The organism is Brucella sp., assembly GCF_032066345.1.
GTDB lineage: Bacteria > Pseudomonadota > Alphaproteobacteria > Rhizobiales > Rhizobiaceae > Brucella > Brucella pseudogrignonensis.
In genome coordinates this window covers 264,635-285,309 of record NZ_DAMBKZ010000003.1, presented here as the reverse complement: position 1 = coordinate 285,309, position 20,675 = coordinate 264,635, and the positions used below count along the sequence as shown (strand labels likewise).

Genomic DNA, 20,675 nt, shown 5'->3' with positions numbered 1-20,675 from the left:
GATTCAGGTCGTCCAGAATCGCGATATAGATCATTGATCGGCGATCTTTCGCCCTTTAAATCGCGAGAACGCTTTTGATTTTCGTACCATTACCCTTTGTCGTTGCCCTTCTTCAGCTGATCCTTCTGATTGCCATGTGGCGCAATCAGGATAAAGCGATTGCAGGCAACCCGTTCCAACTGCTGGTCGCTTTGTGCGCCGTGCAGTCAGCAGCCGTTGGTGTTCGCTGGGGTTATGGCGTCGAGGAAGTCCGCTATCTGATGCCGATTATCGCTAGCTGCTTGCCACCGCTTGTTTACGCGAGCTTTCGCAGCCTAATACATAACGATAACAAGCGTTTGAGCGACCGCAATCTCTGGAAAGTCGCGGCTTTCCCGATAGCGACAATATTCATATTGCTCATTGTGCCTGCATTGCTGGACGCAGCCCTGATTATCCTGTTCGTTGGTTTTGCTATTGCTCTGCTTAATCTTGCACGCGCCGGGCCTGATGCCTTGGATGAAGCACGATTTGACAGTGCAATTTCTGCTCATCGAGCGTTGATAATTGCGGCTGTTTCATTATGCATTTCTGCTTTATTCGACTTTGCAATTCTGATGGATTTTGAATGGGCAAACGGCAGAAATTCGGCGCTGATTGTGAGCAACGCCAATCTTCTTGGGCTCCTGTTTGTGGCACTCACGGCTCTGGTCGCAAGCCGCGCTCAGCCCGCTGCATCCGGTCTGGATGAGCGCCCCCTCGACAAGAATGATATCGAACAAGACCGAGATACTTTGGCTCGCGTCGAAAACATCCTCGCACAGAACAAGCTCTATCTGGATGAAAACCTAACGCTTATTCGGCTGGCGCGAAAAGTCGGTCTGCCAACGCGTCAAATATCGGGCGGTATCAATCGGCTAACCGGCAAGAACGTTTCGCAATATATCAATGACTTTCGTATTGCCGAGGCTTGCCGACTTTTACGGGAAACCGAAATGTCAGTGACGATGATTATGTTGGAATCAGGCTTTCAAACGAAGTCTAACTTCAATCGAGAGTTTCGCCGTGTCACTTCATCAAACCCTGCCGCTTGGCGAGAGCAAAACAGCTTAGAAAAGAGAAAGCGCAAGCTCGTCGCATAAGATGCTACACGAGCCTGCGATAGTTTAACCAAAAATGCTTCTTCCGCCAAGGAATGGCTGTCCACCAGCTGGTCCGGTTATGGTTCCCGGCCGGCTTTTGCCTACAGCCAATTGAATCAAAGTTTCGTTCCCCTGCTTTTCAGCTTTAGACACCGTCTCAATACTCGCAGGTGCGGCAGCCAGCGCAGAACTTGCGATCATTAATGATGCAATCGTCGTTAGTGAAATCGTTTTCATTTCGCCCTCCAATATTGGCTGAAGCCAAACGCGCCATGAGTCGTTACTCGGAGATCATGCTGGCGCGCGACACGCACAACCCAGCGCGACCTTAGTTGGAGACCAGCAACCGGCACATACGTCAGATGACGTATTTCGTTATGAAAGACGCTCGATACACGGCTGAGAAATGGGGAAAATGGCGGAGGGGGTGGGATTCGAACCCACGGTACGATCTCTCGCACGCCGGTTTTCAAGACCGGTGCCTTAAACCGCTCGGCCACCCCTCCGCATCTGCACGAAGCAGATATGAACGCCTCTTTATCGTTATCAAACAGCAGCGTCAATCTGCCACTTGATGTCATCCTCGATTAAATGACTGATAGCCTTGCTCTTCAGGTTAATGAAGCATAAACTTGAGAATAATAGTCATAAAGAAAAGGGAACGTATGAGCCTGGAATCGGTCAAGGCGTTTTTCGCAGACAAGGCACCCGAAATCGAAGTGATTGAACTGCCAACCAGTACGGCGACAGTCGCCCTCGCCGCCGAGGCGCATGGTGTCGAACCGGGACAGATCGCAAAGACACTGTCATTTGCAGCGAAAGATCAGACCATACTTATCGTGACGCGGGGAGATGCGCGTATCGATAATCGCAAATTCAAGGACCAGTTCGGAACCAAGCCGCGCATGTTGGATGCAGAAAGCGTCTTGAATGAAACAAGTCATCCGGTCGGTGGTGTTTGCCCGTTTGGATTGCCTAGCGCCCTGCCCGTTTATTGCGATTTGTCGCTCAAGACTTTCGAGGAAGTCGTTCCGGCCGCCGGGGCTACAAACAGTGCAGTGCGGATCGCACCGCAGAAAATGGCCGAGCTTGTTTCGGCTGAATGGATTGATGTTTGCCAGTAAGGCAAGTGTTGCCCGGATTATCTAATCGCGATGACGTGATGAAATGAAGTGCTTTTTTGCCCTTTAAAGGTGATAAAACACTTCATATATTTTAAGAATAGTTCTAAAGTGGATTCGAAGTGAATGCACTCGCTTGGCACATATCCCTGAAATCTCCGTGCTCCGGAGGAGCCTGATGGGGTTGTGACGTAACCAAAAGCAGAGTTTTCCGTGGGTAGGTCCATAAGGAAGGCTTGAGGATGTGCTGAAAGGAATAATCAATGCGTCTTACTCGTCAGACGAATTATGCCATTCGCATGCTTATGTATTGTGCCGCCAATGACGGCAAACTGAGCCGCGTTCCGGAAATTGCCCGCGCTTATGGCGTTTCGGAGCTTTTCCTCTTCAAGATTTTGCAGCCACTTGTCGAAAACGGACTGGTTGAGACTGTACGCGGCCGTAACGGTGGTGTGCGTCTCGGACGCGCTGCCAAGGATATTTCGCTGTTCGATGTCGTGCGCGTGACTGAAGAAAACTTCGCCATGGCAGAATGCTTCGAGAACGACGCAACAGAATGCCCGCTTGTCGATAGCTGTGGCCTTAACTCAGCCCTGCGTGAAGCACTCAATGCGTTCTTCGGCGTATTGATGAAGTATAGCATCTCGGATCTGGTTAAGGCGCGTCCAAATGTTCGCGTGCTGCTCGGTCTTGATGAAGATCTCGAAGCGGAACGTGTTGCCAGCTGATTTGCAGCGTGGTTGAATAAAACAAGGCTGAGAACCGGGCAGGTTCTCAGCCTTTTTGTTTGTCTCAAACTTTTCAGAGTGCCGCGGCATAGGCCGATTGCGGCAACACGAATGGCACGCCTTGCGCTGGCGGTACACCAACCCTTAGAGAGCACTCATAAACCCGCTCCAACCGATCATCAGTCAGCGCATGTTGTGGCGTGCCAATGGTATCAAGTTTGCCCTTGTGCATGACAGCGATACTGTCAGCGAACATGGCAGTCAGATTGAGATCGTGAAGGATAGCAATCACGCCGCCACCAGCGGCCGCGAAATCGCGTGCAATTTCCATAACCGTGATCTGATGCTTTATATCGAGGCTCGAAATAGGCTCATCCAGGAACAGATAACGCGGTTTTCCATCCACGACTGGCTTCCAGACCTGACAAAGCACGCGTGCAAGCTGCACCCGCTGCTGTTCACCTCCCGAAAGCTCCTGATAAAGCCTGCCGCTGAAGCCTGCGAGATCAACCTTCTGCAATGCAAGATCGGGCAACTTCTCCTGCTCTGCACCAGTTACGCCGCTGAAACCACCCGTCAAACCGATATGGACGATTTCGCGGACAGTAAAAGGAAACGACAAAGCGCTGGCTTGCGGCAGCACAGCCCGGCGTGCAGCCATGCGCCAGGGCTTGATCCCTGCAAAAACCTCGCCATCCAGATAAGCAGAACCCGTATAAGTAATATCACCAGAAAGCGCGCGCAGTAGCGTCGTCTTACCGGAACCGTTAGGCCCAACAATTGCTGTCACTTCGCCAGGACGCGCGACAAAATTGATATTCTCTATAATCGGCTTATTGCCGATAGAAACACTTAGGTTTTTGGTTTCGATCATTTCGCGCCTCACAGATCAAGAACGCCGCGCTGGCGCAGCAATATCCAGAGGAAGAATGGAGCGCCACACACAGCCGTAATGATGCCAATCGGCAATTCGGCAGGTGCAACAATGGTACGGCTTACCGCATCTGCAAGCAAAAGCATGATTGCGCCGAGCAATGCTGCGGAAGGCAACAAGTAACGGTGATCAGGACCAATGCTCAAGCGCAGCATATGCGGCACGACAATGCCGATAAAGCCGATGCCGCCGGATATTGCGACTGTCGCACCAGTCGCGGCAGCAACGGTTACGATTGCGACGTTTTTAATCCGCTGCACAGGAATACCAAGATGGCCGGCTGCCGCCTCACCCAACGCGAGCGCATTAAGACCCCGCGACAGAAACGGTGTCGCAAAAAGTATGACCATGATAATCGGGCCAGCCGTGCCGATCTTGCCCCATGTCGCACCCGCAAGCGAGCCAAGCCCCCAGAAGGTCAGATCACGCAACTGTCGATCATCAGAAATATAGACGAGAGCGCCAGTGGCAGCACCTGTCAGAGCGCCAAGCGCGATACCAGCCAGAAGCATCGTTGCGACAGAGGTGCGTCCGCGCCGCGTCGCCACGCGATAAAGGATAAGCGTGGTTATCAGGCCACCAAAAAATGCAGCGAGAGGCAGGGCGTAAAGACCGAGCAACAGATAAAGCGGAGCAAGTGCTGTTCCACCCAAGACAATCATTGAAACCGCACCAAGGCTGGCACCTGCGGAAACACCAACAAGTCCCGGATCAGCAAGCGGATTGCGGAACAAGCCCTGCATAACGGCACCGGAAACGGCAAGCGAAGCGCCAACCAGTATTCCCATGATGATGCGCGGCAGACGAATTTCCATAATGATCAGATGGTCACGCCGGAATGCGTCTGCACTTTCTTGCGTTCCAAAAACCAGTTCCCGCAAAACGCTCATGACAGAGGCGTCGGAAGCGCCCGCAGTCAGGCTGAACAGTGCGGTTATGCAAAGCGCAACAGCGAGAATTGCGATAGCCAAACGAGCGCGCGCGGAGCGATCTCCGACATGACTATCGTTGGCTTGATCACGCACGGCAAAGCCCCCGGGTTTTGCCACGCGGTCTTGGCTGGTCATTTCGATATGTCCTTATTGCGGGTTTCCGCGATATGCCTGCCAGCAATGATGCTCGACAGGCATATGTTTTAGTTTGCAGCCTGCTTGCCATAGAGCTTTTCAGACAATTCACGGCTGGCAGCGCCTGTGCGTGGACCAAAGCCGAGCAGGTAGAGTGAATCCATCTGCACGATGTTACCGCTGCGTCCAGCAGGCGAATTGGCGAGAGCCGGATTCTTCAGCAAATCCTCTTTTTGAACGCTGTCCTTACCAATATTCATGGTGAGGATCAGATCAGGAGCAGCCTTCTCAACGGCTTCATCGGTGAGCTGCTTATAACCCTGATAAGAGTCGATTGCGTTCACACCGCCCGCAAGGGTGATGATGCCATTGGCACCTGTGCCCGTACCGGACGCCATAATGCGCCCTTCCTGAGCCGACATGATGAACAGCACGCGCTTGCGCGGATTCTGGTTTGCTGAAATTTTCTGCGCAGCTTCCAGATCCCGCGATACGTCAGCTGCGAGCGCTTTGGCTTTATCTTCCAGACCAAGCGCCTTGCCGACAGCTTCAATCTTGGCAATCACGCTTTCGCCGGTATGCTCTTCAGGAATAACAACCATCGGAACCGAAGCTTTTTTCAGAACTTCAAGCGCTTCTGGAGGACCACTGCCCTCAAGCATCAAAATACCCGTAGGATTGACTGAAAGAACACCTTCTGGCGAAAGACGGCGCATATAGCCGACATCAACAAGCTTTCGAGCTTCTTCCGGATAGCTACTGGTTTGATCACGAGCGACGAGCTTATCGCCCGCGCCAAGCGCATAGACGATTTCGGTGACAGAACCGCCGATGGACACCAGACGTGACGTATCGGTTATTTTCTCAACCGTATCGGCTTTTGCGGCTCCGGCAAAAGCAACAGAAGCGACAATAACCGCCAGCGCCGCGCAACGACCGATGCTTGATGAAATGATTGACATGTTCCGCTTCCCTAAAGCACGCCCTGGAAACGAGCTAACTCGTTCTCCAATGATGACGTGCATATAAAACTGGGCTTAGTGTGTATTCTGAACGGAAAAAACATCCGGAATACACATCAAAACAAGGAGTTATCCGCCTGTTCTTTAAGCAGCGTTCGACTGCGGCAAGCGCGGCAGATTTTCCGCGATCATACGCCAGTCAGCCAGTTCCGCTTCGCCCTCGTGACGCTCACCGAAGAACTGGATAATCAGCTCACCATTGGCATCATAAGCCTCAAGCGAAGTGACATGACCGTCCTTGGTTGGCTTACGAACAACCCAGGCATTGGCGATATGATCGGCGCGAAGGTGCAGATGGAAAGTCGGATCAAGCACATTGAGCCATGGACCCATTGTCTTGATTTCGGCAATCTTGCCGGTGTGAATCTGGATACAGCCACGGCTTCCAACGAAGCACATGATTGGAATCTGTTCCTGAACGACATGGTTCATCATCGCTTCGACAGCAGTCAGATCAACGCGCCATGCGAAATCCTGCCCAGCAAGATGCACGGCCTGATGACGATCAACACCGAAATCTTTCAGAAGACCGACAAACTGATGAACATCGGTGAGTGCGCCCCAGCGTTCACGGAACGCATCGGCATCGATAGCCGAAACATCGGCTTTTTCTGCCTTGGCAGCGACAGGCTTTGTTTCAATCGAAGGCGTCTGATCATCGAGCAACAGTTCAGAAACAAGCTGCTCGTAGGCTTCCAGATTAGAAGCTGGACGCAGATGAATTTTATGAACGGCTTCGCCCGATGCATCAAAGAACTGAAGGCTGCGGCGAACGTGTTCGCCATCAAGCTTGGCAACCGCAAAACCATGCACCCAGTGCTTTGGGAAAATGCGGAGATCGATTTCCTTGCCGAGTGTGAGCGACGCGTGCGGTCCCCAGATCGTCTTTTCAAATGGACCGATCTTCTCGTGCACAGCGCTTTCATTGCGCGTCAACGCCATGACTTCGCCAAGCGAAGGGGCGTGTTTGAGCAAGGTTTCCACATCTGCGCGAATACGGCGAGCGGAGATCGAGCTGTCAGCATCTGCACCGGTGTAAGCCGCAATGAAATCGGCCTCTGATATCCCGAGGCTCTGCGCAAAATCACGTTCACGCATTTTCGGGTTATCTGCCCGTGCCTTGAGTATCTGCTCTGGGGAGGGCTTGGTCTGGGTCGTCATCTGTTGTTTGCCTATTTGTTCAGGATGAGCTTGCCTTGACGGGTGATCTTCAAACGATAGAGAGAGCCGCCGTGCTCTATCGCCACTTCACGAGAGCCGTTGAAGAGTTCACGGCTGCCATAAGTTTTGAGCTGCGGCTCGTAGGACTGTTCAGAAACGTGCGATTTAGCTTGTCCGCCCGTTTCAAGACGGGATTGAATTTCGGGCATGCGGCTGGAGACGCGTTCACGCGGCAACCGCACCTGCATGTCGATATGGATTCGCCTATTCATTTTATTGCCTCTGCACCAGTTATGGAGCCGTCTTGTGAACTGACCGGATGCCAAACAAATCATTAGTTGACATCGAAAGTCATGTTTTATAATCACTGCCTTACTGGATTAAACGAGTCAAGTTTAAATCTTGTTTTTTCCAGCGCAAGCCCGAAGGTTGTCCCTTCCAGCCAGCACAAATGCTCCTCTCGGGATGAGGAGAAATTAACCATTTGTAACAATTGATCTTCTTGCTCCCCTTTGGGCGCGGGAGACTTCCTTTGGCCTCAGGAGAAACCAAGGCAATGCGGGCGAAAAACGGGGAACAGACGCGGTCATTTCTGGCGAGCACAGGTCTCGCTGTTGTAATTCTGGCAATGACGTCGAATGCATACGCGCAGGAACAAGCTGCAGCGACTGACAACAACGGCGTCGAGCTGAAACCTATTGTTATCAAGAACACTCGCGGCACAAAGGGATCGGTTTCCGATACACCTTTGGCAAACGTCACAACCGCTGACGAAATCCGCAAGAAGGACATTGATTCCGTCCGGGACCTGTCCAACACGCTGGAACCTGGCCTCGCCGTCAGCGCTACGACCGGTAGCGTGAACATTCGCGGTCTTCAGGATGATCGCGTGCTCACGACAATCGACGGCATTCCTATTCCTTATCTCGACGCAGCCATCCGTACCGATGTGAGCGGTGGCAGCAGCGATGCATATGATATTTCCGCTCTCTCCACATTTGACGTGCTTTACGGCGCAGATGCCAGCCGTCTTGGCTCGGGCGCTATGGGCGGCGCAATCGCGCTGAGAACACTGGAACCGGAAGACCTGCTCGCTCCGGGCAAAGCATTCGGTGGCATTGCAAAGCTGACTTACGACGGCTCCGACCGATCCTTCATCGGCTCTGGCGCGGTTGCACAGAAGATTCAGAACACCTCGGTTCTGTTTCAGGGCTCGTATAAGCGCGGCCATGAAATTCGCGGAACGGGTGACGTCGGCGGATATGGCGCAGCACGCACCGAGGCAGATCCTAAAGATTACGACCGCAGCAACCTGATGTTCAAGCTACGTCAGGAGCTTGAAGGCGGTCACACCATCGGCATAACAGCCGAGCGCAATCGGTATGATTCAGACACCAATCTGAATTCGGACGCAGGCACGACCTACAACAATCGCGATTACAATCAGAACCGCAAAAACGATCGCGATCGTGTATCGCTCGACTATCGTTATGAAGGCCAAGGCGATGGCCTTGTAAACAATGCCTGGGCAACTGTTTACTGGCAAAAGATGACGCGCTCTTATGGTACAGACACCATACGCAAAGGCGCCCTCGCAGGTCCTTTCAGCCGCCATTATAAGCTGGAGGATGAACGCTACGGCGCAAGTGGTTACACAAACCTCGGTTTCGACACTGGGATTCTCAATCACTCGCTGACTGTTGGTGGTGATTTCAGCATCGGCAAAAGCACCCAGTCGTTTACCGGTGACGATGCTTGTATTCGCGGTGTTCAGAACCCAACCTGTGCATTCCTGCATATTAATCAATCAGATACACCGGATGTAGATTCCTATCGTCTTGGCCTGTTCGCTGAAGATCGCATCGAAATCGGTGATACTCCGTTCGCAATCACGCCAGGATTGCGCTTCGACTGGTTCAAGTATGAGCCGGACTCGATCAGCGGATATGATAATAATTCGGACGGCCGCGTATCACCAAAAATCCGTTTCTCGTGGCAAGCCGCGCCTGCTCTCGAACTCTTCGCGCAGATTTCATCGACCTACAAAGCGCCTGAGATCGATCAGCTTTATGTGACGTATCTTTCGGCAAGCTACGGAACTATCGGTAATCCCGACCTGAAGCCGGAAACGGGTTATGGCATTGATGTAGGCGCCAAGTTCGGCGATCAGGATTCCGGCGGTAAAATCACCGTCTTTGCAAATCGTTATAATAACTTCATCGATACTGTAACGACCCCAACCGACGAATATCCAGACGGCTTGACGACCTTCCGTAACCTGAACAAGGCTCGCATCGCTGGTATTGAGGTCCAAGCGCACCATAACTTCGTCAATGGCTTCAATGTCCATGGTACCCTTGCTTATTCCAAAGCAATGAACCTTGACGACGATATCGCATTGTCATCGTCGCAACCGTTCAAGGGCGTATTCGGCGTTGGATATAATGCGGAGACCTGGGGCGTTGACACCAGTGTGGTTGCTGCCGCCTACCTGAACCAGACCATTTCGACCAGAGCGGGGAGCGCTACGCGTAGACTTCCTGGATACGGTGTTGTGAATCTCACCGGCTGGTGGGAACCAAAGCAGCTGAATGGCACACGCCTGCAGGCTGGCGTCTATAACATCTTCGATAAGGGTTATTATGACGCGATGAACGTCAGCACGGTCACAAATATCTCAGAGCGTTACACGGAAGCTGGCCGCTACTTCAAGCTGTCGCTGACGCAGAAGTTCTAATCACATCCGGGAGGTTGTTGCCTCCCGGAAACCAATCGTCGTGTCTACGAAGTCCACCCAACTCTGACCGCGGCTGTGGCCTTCATATCCCGAGATACGACGCGGCGAGTGCGGGCCCTACCACCGCACTCGCCGGAAAACCGACAGGACACGACAGATCATCTGTGCGATTGTCCTGACGAATTTTTGTAGCCAGTCCATCTTTGCAAAGAAAAGGATCAGCAATGTTCATCGCAATGAATCGCTTCAAGGTTATCGTCGGCAACGAAGCCGAGTTCGAAACCGTCTGGAGAAACCGCGATTCCCAGCTCGCCGAGCTTCCGGGCTTCGAAAGCTTCAACCTTCTGCGTGGCGCGACAAATGAAGAAGAAGGCTATACGCTTTACTCCTCTCACACTGTCTGGAAAACGCGTGAAGATTTTGTCTTCTGGACCAAATCAGAGCAGTTCCGTAACGCGCATCGCAATGCAGGCGACCGTAAGCCACTTTATGCCGGGCCACCTCAGTTTGAGGGATTCGAGGCTGTTGAAGGCATCTGATCGCTCGTCTGAGTGTGTTTTCCACACGGTGCGGCGAAATGGCACATAAAGTTGAAACGGGGTCAAAATGGCCCCGTTTTGAGCAGGTGAAAATGCTAATTAATGTTTAAAGATGGGCTGTTAACTCATATTTAGAATTATTCTAACTTATTGATTTTTAGAACGTTTCAAAAACATAAAATTTGACAGAACCACCCCACAAAAGCCATAACCTGACTTAATTCGGTGGGTTTTATAAAGACTTATCGAAGTTTACCTTTGATGTTCGGGCCTTTAACCCCTGCAATTGGAGGAACCATTGTTCGGTTCAGAGTTGCGCCAAGCGCGCGTGCAAATAAATATAGCAGCTGACAGCTGTATTTCTGATGCCTTCGCAGGCAACGAACGGGTTTATTCCAACCGTATTGTGAATAATATACTTTCACATCGCATTGCAGATGCCGGAGTTTACTGCTCATGCTAGTCTGCAGCTGCAATGTTATTACTGATAAAGACATCGAAGCCGTCGTCATACAACTTCTCGATGAAGATTGCTGGCGGTTGATTGTCCCTGGCACCGTTTATAACGCCATGTCCAAGAGCGGCCGTTGCTGTGGCTGCTTCCCAAACGTCGTAGAAACCATCATAAGGGTTACCGAAGAATACCATCTTCGTCGCAACCATATGGACGAAAACGTCATCCAGTTCATGGATCGTGTACGTTCTCTACGAGAAAAATTCGGGAGTTCTTGGAATGAAAGGCGAACCAAAGGTCATCGAGCGGCTTAACGAGGCACTGTTTCTCGAGCTCGGCGCCGTCAACCAGTACTGGCTGCACTATCGTCTGTTGAACGACTGGGGCTTCACGCGTCTTGCAAAGAAGGAACGTGAAGAATCCATCGAAGAAATGCAGCATGCTGACAAGCTGATCGACCGCATTATCTTCCTCGAAGGTCATCCAAACCTTCAGACGGTTGCTCCGCTGCGCATCGGCCAGAACGTCAAGGAAGTTCTGGAAGCCGATCTGGCTGGTGAATATGATGCACGCGCATCCTACAAGAAGTCGCGCGAGATTTGCGACGAACTCGGCGATTACGTTTCCAAGCAGCTTTTCGACGAACTGCTTGCTGACGAAGAAGGCCACATCGACTTCCTTGAAACGCAGCTCGATCTTCTCGCTAAGATTGGCGAAGAACGCTACGGCATGCTCAATGCAGCACCTGCCGACGCTGCTGAGTAAAATAGCCTGAATGAACGACTTTAAGCCGGGGCTACGCTCCGGCTTTTTGTTTATGAAGGGTTTCGGGAATGCGCGTGAACGAATAGGCTTATACCTACAAATTAAAGCATTTCCAGCAAAAGTGGGAACCGGTTTTGCGTCGGATAATGCGTAAAAACAAATAGTTACAGCGGCTCCAACGATTCAGTCTTAACTGGAACCGCTGTAAAGCCCATGGACGTTCTCAATGACCGATACTGCAATATCCATCCGCAAAGCCAGTCAGGCCGATCTGACGGCGATTGTTGCCATGCTTGCAGATGATGCACTTGGAGCAAAACGCGAAGATGCAAGCCACCCATTGAAAGCGTGTTACATTGATGCATTCAACGCCATCGAAAGCGACCCAAACCAGCTGCTTGCTGTGGTTGAACAGGATGAACAAGTAATCGGCTGCTTACAGCTCAGCTTCATTCCCGGCCTTTCGCGCAAGGGCATGTGGCGCGGGCAGATCGAGAGTGTGCGTATAGCAAGCAATATACGCGGTGGTGGCGTAGGCCGACAAATGATTGCGTGGGCAATCGATAAATGCCGCGAACGTGGTTGCGAACTTGTGCAATTGACGACCGATAAATCGCGCGCCGATGCCCTGCGTTTTTATCAATCGCTCGGTTTTGTTGACAGTCATGAAGGCATGAAGCTGTCGCTTTAATGACTTCAACTAGTTCCTTGATGTAAAAGAAAAAGGGCGCATCAAGCGCCCTTCCTTATTCGATCATCAAACTGCTTATTGTGGCAGCTTATCGTCAACGCCTGCGACGTAGAAGTTCAGACCGAGCAGGGTCTTGTCGTCAGCCTGCTCGCCTTCCTTGAGCCACTCCGAACCGTCCTGCTTCTTGATAGGACCGGTAAATGGCTTGAAGTCGCCCGACTTGATCTTGGCTTCGGTTTCTTCAGCCAGTTTCTTAACGTCATCTGGCATGTTGGTGTAAGGCGCCATCTTGACGAGGCCTTCCTTCATTCCCCACCAGATGTTCTGCGTCTTCCACGAACCGTCAAGCGCGGCCTTGGCGCGGTCGATATAGTATGGACCCCAATCATCCACGATTGCTGTGAGCTGGGTTTCAGGGCCGAACTTGATCATGTCCGAAGCCTGACCGAATGCCTTGATGCCACGCTCATGCGCAACCTGGATCGGAGCAGTCGAATCCGTGTGCTGGGTCAGGATATCCACGCCCTGGTCAACCAGTGCCTTGGCAGCGTCTGCTTCCTTGCCTGGATCGAACCATGAATTGACCCAGATCACCTTGACCTTGAAGTCAGGATTGACCGACTGAGCGCCGAGCATGAATGCATTGATGCCCTGCACCACTTCCGGCACTGGAACCGAAGCGATATAGCCAGCAACGCCCTTGGTCGACATTTTGGCAGCGATCACGCCCTGCACATAGCGGCCTTCGTAGAAGCGCGCATTGTAAGCAGATACGTTGTCTGCGGTCTTGTAACCGGTTGCGTGTTCAAACTTCACATCCGGGAACTTGGCAGCAACCTTGATGGTTGGGTCCATATAACCGAAAGAGGTCGTAAAGATCAGCTTGTTGCCTGCGCGAGCAAGACGCTCGATCGAACGTTCGGCATCCGCACCTTCCGGTACGTTTTCGAGGAAGGTCGTTTCGACCTTGTCGCCAAGAGCTTCGATCATTTCCTTACGGGCCACATCGTGCTGATAGGTCCAGCCGAAATCTCCCGGAGGTCCGATGTAGATGAAGCCAACTTTCAGTTTGTCTTCTGCATGTGCTGCCCCGCCAACCATAAAGCTGGCTGCAGTGGCAATCGCCAACAGCGTCTTTTTCATGTTCCCTGCACTCCTTGTTGTCACCCTCAAAACAAAACGGCAGGCCGTGGGAGCCGGTCTGCCGTTCAGAACTCATATTTACCTGTCCGGCACAAAAGGTTTGCCGAGCGATGCAGGCGTATTCATCATCGTCAGACGCCTGTTGCGCGAGATGATGACCAGAACCACAATGGTCGCGATGTAAGGCAAGGCCGAAAGGAACTGCGACGGAAGACCGAAACCAAGCGCCTGCGCATGAAGCTGGCCAATGGTTACGGCACCGAAGAGATAGGCGCCGATCAGAACACGCCATGGACGCCATGAGGCGAACACCACGAGCGCAAGTGCAATCCAGCCACGCCCTGCCGACATGTTCTCGACCCATTGAGGCACATAAACCAGTGACAGCTGCGCGCCCGCGAGCCCTGCGCAAGCGCCGCCAAACAGCACGGCGAGATAACGCGTGCGAACCACATGCACACCAAGCGCATGGGCTGAGCCGTGATTGTCACCGATAGCACGCAATTGCAGGCCTGCTCTCGTGCGAAACAGGAACCATGTCACGCCAATCACCAGCAATATGGATATGTAGAAAATCGGATCCTGCCCGAAGAGGAAGCGACCGACATAAGGAATATCGCTGAGATATGGGATACTGATCGCACCTAGACGCACGCCCGGCATACCGACGAAGCTTTCGCCCAACATGGCTGAGGCACCAATGCCGAGAATAGTGAGCGCCAGGCCCGTTGCGACCTGGTTGGTCACAAGCGACAGTGTCAGAAAAGCAAAAATGCCTGAAAACAACGTGCCTACCAGAATGGCGGCAATCATGCCGAGCCACGCCGAACCGGTGAACTGCGCGGCAGCAAACCCCGAAACAGCGCCCATCAGCATCATGCCTTCGACGCCAAGGTTCAAGACACCGGAGCGTTCGACAACGAGTTCACCAATGGCTGCAATCAGCAACGGTGTTGCAGCTGTTGCGATGGTGAGGAGGATTGCCTGTGTCAAATCCATTGATCAGGCCTTTCCTGCTGAGCGACCCGCCACAAAGCGGATGCGATAGTGAATGAGCGTGTCGCAAGCGAGCACGAAAAACAGGATCATGCCCTGAAACACGCGCGCTGATTTTTCGGAGATACCGATGGCAACCTGTGCCGCCTCGCCGCCAAGGTATGAAAGTGCCAGTACAAAACCGGCTGCAATCGCACCAATCGGATTTAGCCTTCCAAGGAAGGCAACGATAATCGCCGTAAAGCCATATCCGGGTGAGATGACAGGGCGTAGCTGGCCAATGGCACCGGAGGTTTCGGCGATGCCTGCAAGACCAGCCAGTGCGCCTGAAATTGCGAAGACAAAGAAGACCAGCTTACCGCGACTGAAACCTGCAAAGCGCCCTGCCCGTGGGCTTTGGCCGATAACCTTGACCTCAAAGCCTTTCAGCGTCTTGGCGAGCAGAAACCAGACCAGCACCGCAGCAACAATGGCAAAGATGAAGCCCCAATGGGCACGGCCCGATGCACTCCAGATTTCAGGCAGCACCGCACTTGGATTAAACTGGCGCGTTTCCGGGAAATTATAGCCTTCCGGATTGCGCCATGGACCACGCACCAGCCAGTCGAGGAACAATTGCGCGACATAAACCAGCATCAGGCTGGTAAGAATTTCATTGGTGTTGAAGCGAACTTTCAGAAGCGCCGGGATGGAGGCATAGGCAGCTCCACCCGCCATACCCATCAGCATCATCAAAGGCAATACGATCCACATCTGCAGATCGGGGAACATCACCGGCAGGATCGAACCGGTAATTGCGCCAATAATGAACTGGCCTTCAGCGCCTATATTCCAGTTGTTTGACTGGAAACAGACGCAAAGACCAATAGCGATCAGAATAAGCGGTGTGGCCTTAACCAGAAGCTCATGCCACGACCATACGTCAAACAGAGGTTCGACAAAGAAGACATAAAGCGCATGAAGCGGGTCTTTGCCCATCAACGCAAAGGCAATACCACCAAAAACAAGCGTAAGCGCCAAGGCCAGCAACGGCGAAACGGCGCTAAAGATTTTTGAAGGCTGCGGACGTTTTACGAGTTCAATACGCATCACGCTGCCCCCGCCTGATCCGGGCCGGAAACGCCGCCCATCAGAAGGCCAATCTTTTCCAGCGTTACGTCTGCGATAGGCATTGGATCGGAAAGCGCGCCATGGTTCATCACGGCAATACGATCACTGATTTCGAGCAGTTCATCCAAATCCTGACTAATCACAAGCACGGCTGAACCCGAGCGGGCGAGATCAACCAGAGCCTGCCGGATATGCGCCGCAGCGCCTGCATCCACGCCCCATGTCGGCTGATTGACGACCATTACAGAGGGAGAACGGTCCAGCTCGCGTCCGATGATGAACTTCTGCAGATTACCGCCCGACAAGGCCGAAGCTGGCGGATTTTCCGCACTCTTGCGTACATCCATTGTATCGATGATGCGCTTTGCAGCCGAGCGCAGCGCGCTTTCGGCAATAAGCTTCAACTTGCCGCCGCGCATGAAGGCCTTCGCATCGGTCTTATAGCGCGAAAGGAAAAGATTGTCGGTCAGCGTCAGCGCTGGCACCGCGCCATGTCCAAGGCGCTCTTCCGGCACAAAAGCTGCGCCCATCATGCGGCGCTCACTGACGTCGAGTTTGCCAGCTTCCGTGCCACGAATGCGTACCGCCGAGGACGTAGATTGCAGAACCTCGCCCGAAATGGCTTCAAAGAACTCGCCCTGCCCGTTACCGGCAACGCCAGCAATACCAACAACTTCACCGGCTTTAATGCTGAGCGAAATGTCTTTCAGTGCAGTCGAAAACGGACCGCGCGGAGCTTGAGACAGGTTTTTGATTTCAAAAAGCGGCGCTGCCTGTGCTTCTAGAGCTGCCATCGGGCTGCGTGCCACGACCTTGATGTCGTTGCCGACCATCATGCGGGCAAGCGATGCAGCCGTTTCCTGCCTCGGATCACAATGCGCGACGACTTTGCCGTGACGCAGCACAGTGGCGCGGTCGCAAAGCCGTTTCACCTCTTCGAGGCGATGACTGATATAAAGGATCGACTTGCCTTCAGCCTTCAAACGCTCCAGCGTTTCAAACAGGCGGTCAGCTTCCTGCGGTGTGAGAACCGATGTCGGCTCGTCAAGAATGATGAGGTCCGGTTCCTGCAAAAGGCAGCGCACAATTTCGATACGCTGGCGTTCACCGACCGAGAGGTCACCGACATGGGCTTGCGGATCAATTGGAAGACCGTAAGCCTGCCCCACATCGCGCGCACGTTTGGCGACTTCGGAAAGGGACAGCGAACCGTCGAGCGACAGCGCAATATTTTCGGCAGCAGTGAGCGAGTCAAACAGCGAGAAATGCTGAAAAACCATGCCGATGCCAAGTTTTCTTGCCGTAGCTGGTTCGTTGATCGTTACCGGCTGACCCTTCCAGACGATCTCGCCCTCCAGAGGCTGGAGCGCGCCGAACAGCATTTTCACGAATGTGGATTTGCCAGCACCGTTTTCACCCAAAAGGGCGTGTATTTCCCCAGCTTCGATGACGAGATCTACCGCATCGCACGCTCTGAGTTGACCAAATACTTTAGTGAGCCGGCGGACATCCAAAAGAGGCCGGTCGGATAAAGGCGCTGACATTGTTCCCCAAGGTTATTTTTGAACGACCTTATCCAGCAAGTTCGTTCTTGAAAAGCCAAAAAGAAAACGGCGGAGGACATATGCACACCGCCGATTCATTTCACGCAATTTATGATCCAAAAAGCCTCGCAACTTTTCGGGATCGTGCTCACAGCTTCTATATTACGGAAGCAGAATACTCGCACCCGTCGTCTTGCGCGCTTCGAGGTCTTCATGCGCTTTACGCACATCTTTTAGCGCATAGCTCTGGTTGATTTCGATCTTCACTGCACCACTTGCCACGACATCGAACAACTCGTTCGCCGTCTTCTCGAGTTCAGCACGCTTTGCAACGTAATTAAACAGCGTCGGGCGGGTCGCAAAGAGCGAACCCTTCTGAGCGAGAAGATTGAGATCAAACGGAGGAATAACGCCGGATGACTGGCCGAAGCAGGCAAACATGCCCAGCGGCTTCAGAACATCGAGCGACCCCATATAGGTGTCGCGACCCACGGAATCATAGACGACATTCACGCCCTCGCCGCCGGTCAATTCCTTCACACGTTCAACGAAGTTTTCGGTGCGGTAATTGATGACATGGTCATAGCCATGGGCTTTGGCCAGAGCGATCTTCTCTTCCGATCCGGCTGTACCGATAACGGTTGCACCAAGATGCTTCGCCCATTGACCAGCAATAAGCCCGACACCGCCTGCTGCCGCATGAAACAGGATCGTGTGTCCCGGCTTCACAACAAAGGTCTGACGCAGAAGGTATTGCGCCGTCATGCCCTTGAGCATCATGGCAGCAGCGGTTTTCAGTTCGATGCTGTCAGGTACTTTAACAAGCCTGTCAGCAGGCAAAATGCGCTCTTCGGCATAGGAACCGGGCGTCGCTGCATAGGCAACCCGATCGCCAACCTTGAGGTTTTCGACGCCAGAGCCGACAGCCACGACAATGCCCGCACCCTCGTTGCCCGGCGTAAACGGCATCTGCGCCGCCTTATAAAGCCCAGTGCGGAAATAAACGTCGATGAAGTTCAGCCCAATGGCCTCATGGCGCACCTTGGCTTCACCTGCTCCCGGCTCACCGATCTCGATCTGTTCATATTGCAGGACTTCCGGACCGCCAGTCTGGTGAACCCGAATAGCGTTGATCATGGTTTCCTCAGCCTCTCTTCTTCGCTTCAGCAGCCTGTTCAGCCGCGATAACAGCAGCAGTTCGTCCGAGATTAGGGAAGAACTGCATGATTGCGCCGATGAAGTAGATATAAAGACCGGTCACTGTGATGCCGACGCGCACCCAGAGCGGCGCATCGAGCGTATAGTAAAGACCTGCAGCGCCAAAGGCACACCACAGTAAAAAGATCGTCAGATTGAGCGGGCGCAGACGCACCACACGCACCGGATGCAGGAAGCTGATTGGCAGGAAGGAAAGGATCGCCGACAGAACCACAATGGCGAAAGCTTCCCATTCTCCGGGCCGGACAATGAAGAGCGTAAACACCACCATATTCCAGACGACCGGGAAGCCTTTGAAGAAGTTCTCCTTCGTCTTCATGCCGGTGTCGGCATAGTAAATCGCGCTCGAAACCACGATAATCGCACCGGATATGAACGACAGGTTCGTCCCCATGAAACCGCTTTGATAAAGCGCAAAGGCCGGTATCAACACATAGGTCACATAGTCGATAATGTTGTCGAGCAATTCGCCCGACCAGTTCGGCAGCACATATTTGACTTCGAGCTTACGCGCGATTGGTCCGTCGATGCCATCGACGAACAATGCAAGACCAAGCCACCACCACATCGCGGTGTAGCGGCCATCACTTGCAGCCACGATTGACAGAAACGCCAGAAATGAACCGGACGCGGTGAGCAGATGAACAGAAAATGCCTTCGCCTGTGGCGCGGTCACTTTCTTGGCTTTGAGTTTTCCGGTCAGTTTGCTTTTCACGCCGTTTGCCATTTCTCTTGATCGCCGCCTTCAATCTTCCAACAAGGCGTGAAGCGGCAGATAAGACCTCCAACGCGAATGATCGGTGGAAGCCATGCTGTTGCACAAAGCTTTCCCCGAATAAGGCGAAAAGAGCAAGTAAGTCGTGAGACAAAACCGCCCTCATTCCACCAAAGATTGGGTTTTAGCTTATGCAACAATGGCCTTTGACCACCATTTGCGGTTAAGTGGCAACAAATACGACGCGATAAGAATCGCTTTGGGCCGGAAGTTTCTGGCCAGGGATAGAGCACTATGAATGACGTGGTTGTAGAAAAGCCCCTCACCGAAATCACAATCAGTGGCGGTGGCCCTGCCGGAATGATGGCCGCATTGGCCCTAAGCGCCAAAGGTTATCGCACGGCACTGCTCGGTCCGGAAACAGACAGAAACGACCGCCGTACCACAGCGCTGATGATGCCTGCTATCCGCTTTCTTGAAGAAATCGGTGTCTGGGGCGATATCGCGCCTGAGGCTGCTCCTCTTGCTTCAATGCGTATTGTCGATGCCACGCAGCGTCTCATCCGCAGCCCCGCCGTAACATTCCGCGCAGGCGAAATTGATGAAACAGCCTTTGGCTACAACATCCCCAATGCAGCGTTGAACCAGAAGCTTGCGGAAGCGGTTGAAAACAACCCTGCAATCAAACGCATCACGCAACCTGCAATCGAATATCGCAACAATGGCGATCACGTCACCATAACGCTTGCAGGCGGCGATACGCTGCATACCCGTCTTGTCGTAGCAGCTGATGGACGCAATTCCGCTGCGCGCGAAGCCGCTGGTATTCGCACACGTCGCTGGAGCTATCCGCAGACGGCCGTGGTGCTTTCTTTTGCGCATGAAGTCGAACACGAGAACATCTCGACCGAATTTCATACAGAAGAAGGCCCGTTCACACAGGTTCCGCTTAAGGGAAAACGTTCAAGTCTCGTCTGGGTGGTGAACCCCGGCCGTGCCGAAATGCTGCTCGCATTGGATGACTTGGCCCTCGCTCAGCGCATCGAAGACATGATGCAATCAATGCTTGGCAAGGTGACGATTGATATCCGTCCGCAAGCGTGGCCGCTATCGGGAATGGTGCCGCTTTCATTTGCATCAAAGCGCACCATTTTAATCGGTGAAGCAGCGCATGTGTTCCCGCCTATCGGCGCGCAGGGGCTTAATCTCGGCACACGCGACGTCGAAACACTGATCAAGGCCATTGCAAGCGATCCATCGGACCCCGGTTCGGACCGTGTGATCCGCGCTTATGATCGTGGCCGTCGTCCAGATATTCTGGCCCGCACAGGTTCGGTGGATGCACTCAACCGTTCGCTGCTCTCGCCTATGCTGCCAGCACAGATTGCACGCGGCGTTGGCCTGGAAATGCTGCGCTCTTTTGCGCCACTCCGCGCATTCTTCATGCGCGAAGGCTTGCGCCCTGGGAGCGGCTTTTCTCAGCTGTTGCCGCGGCTTCCGAAACTCCCTAATCGCGGGAAAAGCGCGACAAAATAATAAATCGCCTCAATAACCGAACCTGAAACCTCCCGCAGCTTTAATTCAGCGCGCGGTGAACTACATATGTCTC

General features: G+C 53.1%; 21 protein-coding genes and 1 tRNA gene. 9 read left to right on the top strand and 13 right to left on the bottom strand.

Features of this window, described 5'->3' with window-relative positions; translation table 11 throughout:
* Positions 1–74: 74 nt before the first annotated feature.
* A complete protein-coding gene (locus RT142_RS06105; RefSeq protein ID WP_313027947.1) occupies positions 75–1,121 on the top strand; it encodes an AraC family transcriptional regulator in 1,047 nt (348 codons plus the stop codon).
* 24 nt (positions 1,122–1,145) lie between these two features.
* On the opposite strand, the gene RT142_RS06100 is transcribed toward RT142_RS06105, so the two are convergent.
* Both RT142_RS06100 and RT142_RS06095 read right to left on the bottom strand, forming a co-directional pair.
* Positions 1,146–1,358 (bottom strand): hypothetical protein, encoded by a 213-nt coding sequence (locus RT142_RS06100; protein ID WP_105519485.1) that lies wholly within the window; start codon positions 1,356–1,358, stop codon positions 1,146–1,148.
* A gap of 179 nt (positions 1,359–1,537) precedes the next feature.
* Positions 1,538–1,627 (bottom strand) — tRNA-Ser (locus tag RT142_RS06095).
* 159 nt (positions 1,628–1,786) lie between these two features.
* Here RT142_RS06095 and RT142_RS06090 point away from each other — a divergent pair.
* A complete protein-coding gene (locus tag RT142_RS06090; protein ID WP_194779344.1) occupies positions 1,787–2,245 on the top strand; it encodes a YbaK/EbsC family protein in 459 nt (152 codons plus the stop codon).
* A 260-nt stretch (positions 2,246–2,505) separates the two neighbouring features.
* Positions 2,506–2,970, top strand: a complete 465-nt coding sequence (gene rirA, locus RT142_RS06085) for an iron-responsive transcriptional regulator RirA (protein ID WP_007878913.1) — start codon at positions 2,506–2,508, stop codon at positions 2,968–2,970.
* Between the two features lie 73 nt (positions 2,971–3,043).
* Here rirA and RT142_RS06080 read toward each other — a convergent pair whose 3' ends face one another.
* The 5 genes from RT142_RS06080 to hemP all read right to left on the bottom strand — a co-directional run bounded on the left by RT142_RS06080 (position 3,044) and on the right by hemP (position 7,426).
* The gene (locus tag RT142_RS06080) at positions 3,044–3,844 is read right to left on the bottom strand and encodes a heme ABC transporter ATP-binding protein (protein ID WP_313027943.1); all 801 of its coding nucleotides are present in this window, start codon (positions 3,842–3,844) and stop codon (positions 3,044–3,046) included.
* An 8-nt stretch (positions 3,845–3,852) separates the two neighbouring features.
* Positions 3,853–4,971 carry a FecCD family ABC transporter permease gene (locus RT142_RS06075; RefSeq protein ID WP_194779345.1) on the bottom strand — a complete coding sequence of 373 codons (1,119 nt, stop codon included), beginning with the start codon at positions 4,969–4,971 and terminating at the stop codon, positions 3,853–3,855.
* A gap of 68 nt (positions 4,972–5,039) precedes the next feature.
* The gene (locus RT142_RS06070) at positions 5,040–5,933 is read right to left on the bottom strand and encodes a hemin ABC transporter substrate-binding protein (protein WP_112812862.1); all 894 of its coding nucleotides are present in this window, start codon (positions 5,931–5,933) and stop codon (positions 5,040–5,042) included.
* 144 nt (positions 5,934–6,077) lie between these two features.
* The gene (locus RT142_RS06065) at positions 6,078–7,154 is read right to left on the bottom strand and encodes a hemin-degrading factor (protein WP_079212983.1); all 1,077 of its coding nucleotides are present in this window, start codon (positions 7,152–7,154) and stop codon (positions 6,078–6,080) included.
* 11 nt (positions 7,155–7,165) lie between these two features.
* Positions 7,166–7,426, bottom strand: a complete 261-nt coding sequence (hemP, locus tag RT142_RS06060) for a hemin uptake protein HemP (protein WP_039860725.1) — start codon at positions 7,424–7,426, stop codon at positions 7,166–7,168.
* A 284-nt stretch (positions 7,427–7,710) separates the two neighbouring features.
* Between hemP and RT142_RS06055 the strand changes: the two genes are divergently transcribed.
* The 5 genes from RT142_RS06055 (at position 7,711) to RT142_RS06035 (ending at position 12,340) form a co-directional block, all read left to right on the top strand.
* Positions 7,711–9,891 (top strand): TonB-dependent hemoglobin/transferrin/lactoferrin family receptor, encoded by a 2,181-nt coding sequence (locus tag RT142_RS06055; RefSeq protein WP_113159120.1) that lies wholly within the window; start codon positions 7,711–7,713, stop codon positions 9,889–9,891.
* Positions 9,892–10,115: 224 nt separating this feature from the next.
* Positions 10,116–10,430, top strand: a complete 315-nt coding sequence (locus tag RT142_RS06050; RefSeq protein ID WP_007878892.1) for an antibiotic biosynthesis monooxygenase family protein — start codon at positions 10,116–10,118, stop codon at positions 10,428–10,430.
* 456 nt (positions 10,431–10,886) lie between these two features.
* Positions 10,887–11,198 (top strand): bacterioferritin-associated ferredoxin, encoded by a 312-nt coding sequence (locus RT142_RS06045; protein ID WP_083898663.1) that lies wholly within the window; start codon positions 10,887–10,889, stop codon positions 11,196–11,198.
* Positions 11,164–11,649 carry a bacterioferritin gene (gene bfr, locus RT142_RS06040; protein WP_007878888.1) on the top strand — a complete coding sequence of 162 codons (486 nt, stop codon included), beginning with the start codon at positions 11,164–11,166 and terminating at the stop codon, positions 11,647–11,649. Before RT142_RS06045 ends, bfr begins: the two co-directional genes overlap by 35 nt.
* Positions 11,650–11,875: 226 nt before the next feature.
* Positions 11,876–12,340, top strand: coding sequence for a GNAT family N-acetyltransferase (locus RT142_RS06035; protein ID WP_112805918.1), 465 nt, complete (start codon positions 11,876–11,878; stop codon positions 12,338–12,340).
* 75 nt (positions 12,341–12,415) lie between these two features.
* Here RT142_RS06035 and RT142_RS06030 read toward each other — a convergent pair whose 3' ends face one another.
* The 6 genes from RT142_RS06030 to pcsA all read right to left on the bottom strand — a co-directional run bounded on the left by RT142_RS06030 (position 12,416) and on the right by pcsA (position 19,078).
* On the bottom strand, positions 12,416–13,483 hold the full coding sequence (locus RT142_RS06030; RefSeq protein ID WP_064321620.1) for a BMP family ABC transporter substrate-binding protein: 1,068 nt from the start codon (positions 13,481–13,483) through the stop codon (positions 12,416–12,418).
* Positions 13,484–13,561: 78 nt separating this feature from the next.
* On the bottom strand, positions 13,562–14,482 hold the full coding sequence (locus tag RT142_RS06025) for an ABC transporter permease (protein WP_064321619.1): 921 nt from the start codon (positions 14,480–14,482) through the stop codon (positions 13,562–13,564).
* A gap of 3 nt (positions 14,483–14,485) precedes the next feature.
* Positions 14,486–15,568, bottom strand: a complete 1,083-nt coding sequence (locus RT142_RS06020) for an ABC transporter permease (protein WP_007878879.1) — start codon at positions 15,566–15,568, stop codon at positions 14,486–14,488.
* A complete protein-coding gene (locus RT142_RS06015) occupies positions 15,568–17,133 on the bottom strand; it encodes an ABC transporter ATP-binding protein (RefSeq protein WP_313027935.1) in 1,566 nt (521 codons plus the stop codon). The genes RT142_RS06020 and RT142_RS06015 overlap by 1 nt, the downstream gene beginning before the upstream one ends.
* Positions 17,134–17,295: 162 nt before the next feature.
* Positions 17,296–18,270 carry a quinone oxidoreductase gene (locus RT142_RS06010; protein ID WP_313027933.1) on the bottom strand — a complete coding sequence of 325 codons (975 nt, stop codon included), beginning with the start codon at positions 18,268–18,270 and terminating at the stop codon, positions 17,296–17,298.
* Positions 18,271–18,277: 7 nt separating this feature from the next.
* Positions 18,278–19,078: a phosphatidylcholine synthase gene (gene pcsA / locus RT142_RS06005; RefSeq protein WP_007878870.1), complete on the bottom strand. Its 801-nt coding sequence runs from the start codon at positions 19,076–19,078 to the stop codon at positions 18,278–18,280.
* 282 nt (positions 19,079–19,360) lie between these two features.
* Here pcsA and RT142_RS06000 point away from each other — a divergent pair, with 282 nt between their 5' ends.
* Positions 19,361–20,602, top strand: coding sequence for a UbiH/UbiF family hydroxylase (locus RT142_RS06000; RefSeq protein WP_007878869.1), 1,242 nt, complete (start codon positions 19,361–19,363; stop codon positions 20,600–20,602).
* Positions 20,603–20,675 lie beyond the last annotated feature (73 nt).

Excerpts from the sequence above, each read along its gene's own strand:
- RT142_RS06100 (WP_105519485.1), bottom strand. The coding sequence starts at position 1,358 with ATGAAAACGATTTCACTAACGACGATTGCATCATTAATGATCGCAAGT.
- RT142_RS06030 (WP_064321620.1), bottom strand. The coding sequence starts at position 13,483 with ATGAAAAAGACGCTGTTGGCGATTGCCACTGCAGCCAGCTTTATGGTT.
- pcsA (WP_007878870.1), bottom strand. The coding sequence starts at position 19,078 with ATGGCAAACGGCGTGAAAAGCAAACTGACCGGAAAACTCAAAGCCAAG.
- RT142_RS06090 (WP_194779344.1), top strand. The coding sequence starts at position 1,787 with ATGAGCCTGGAATCGGTCAAGGCGTTTTTCGCAGACAAGGCACCCGAA.
- RT142_RS06050 (WP_007878892.1), top strand. The coding sequence starts at position 10,116 with ATGTTCATCGCAATGAATCGCTTCAAGGTTATCGTCGGCAACGAAGCC.
- RT142_RS06055 (WP_113159120.1), top strand. The coding sequence starts at position 7,711 with ATGCGGGCGAAAAACGGGGAACAGACGCGGTCATTTCTGGCGAGCACA.
- RT142_RS06015 (WP_313027935.1), bottom strand. The coding sequence starts at position 17,133 with ATGTCAGCGCCTTTATCCGACCGGCCTCTTTTGGATGTCCGCCGGCTC.
- bfr (WP_007878888.1), top strand. The coding sequence starts at position 11,164 with ATGAAAGGCGAACCAAAGGTCATCGAGCGGCTTAACGAGGCACTGTTT.
- RT142_RS06080 (WP_313027943.1), bottom strand. The coding sequence starts at position 3,844 with ATGATCGAAACCAAAAACCTAAGTGTTTCTATCGGCAATAAGCCGATT.
- RT142_RS06010 (WP_313027933.1), bottom strand. The coding sequence starts at position 18,270 with ATGATCAACGCTATTCGGGTTCACCAGACTGGCGGTCCGGAAGTCCTG.
- rirA (WP_007878913.1), top strand. The coding sequence starts at position 2,506 with ATGCGTCTTACTCGTCAGACGAATTATGCCATTCGCATGCTTATGTAT.
- RT142_RS06075 (WP_194779345.1), bottom strand. The coding sequence starts at position 4,971 with ATGACCAGCCAAGACCGCGTGGCAAAACCCGGGGGCTTTGCCGTGCGT.
- RT142_RS06035 (WP_112805918.1), top strand. The coding sequence starts at position 11,876 with ATGACCGATACTGCAATATCCATCCGCAAAGCCAGTCAGGCCGATCTG.
- RT142_RS06045 (WP_083898663.1), top strand. The coding sequence starts at position 10,887 with ATGCTAGTCTGCAGCTGCAATGTTATTACTGATAAAGACATCGAAGCC.
- hemP (WP_039860725.1), bottom strand. The coding sequence starts at position 7,426 with ATGAATAGGCGAATCCATATCGACATGCAGGTGCGGTTGCCGCGTGAA.
- RT142_RS06000 (WP_007878869.1), top strand. The coding sequence starts at position 19,361 with ATGAATGACGTGGTTGTAGAAAAGCCCCTCACCGAAATCACAATCAGT.
- RT142_RS06065 (WP_079212983.1), bottom strand. The coding sequence starts at position 7,154 with ATGACGACCCAGACCAAGCCCTCCCCAGAGCAGATACTCAAGGCACGG.
- RT142_RS06020 (WP_007878879.1), bottom strand. The coding sequence starts at position 15,568 with ATGCGTATTGAACTCGTAAAACGTCCGCAGCCTTCAAAAATCTTTAGC.
- RT142_RS06025 (WP_064321619.1), bottom strand. The coding sequence starts at position 14,482 with ATGGATTTGACACAGGCAATCCTCCTCACCATCGCAACAGCTGCAACA.
- RT142_RS06070 (WP_112812862.1), bottom strand. The coding sequence starts at position 5,933 with ATGTCAATCATTTCATCAAGCATCGGTCGTTGCGCGGCGCTGGCGGTT.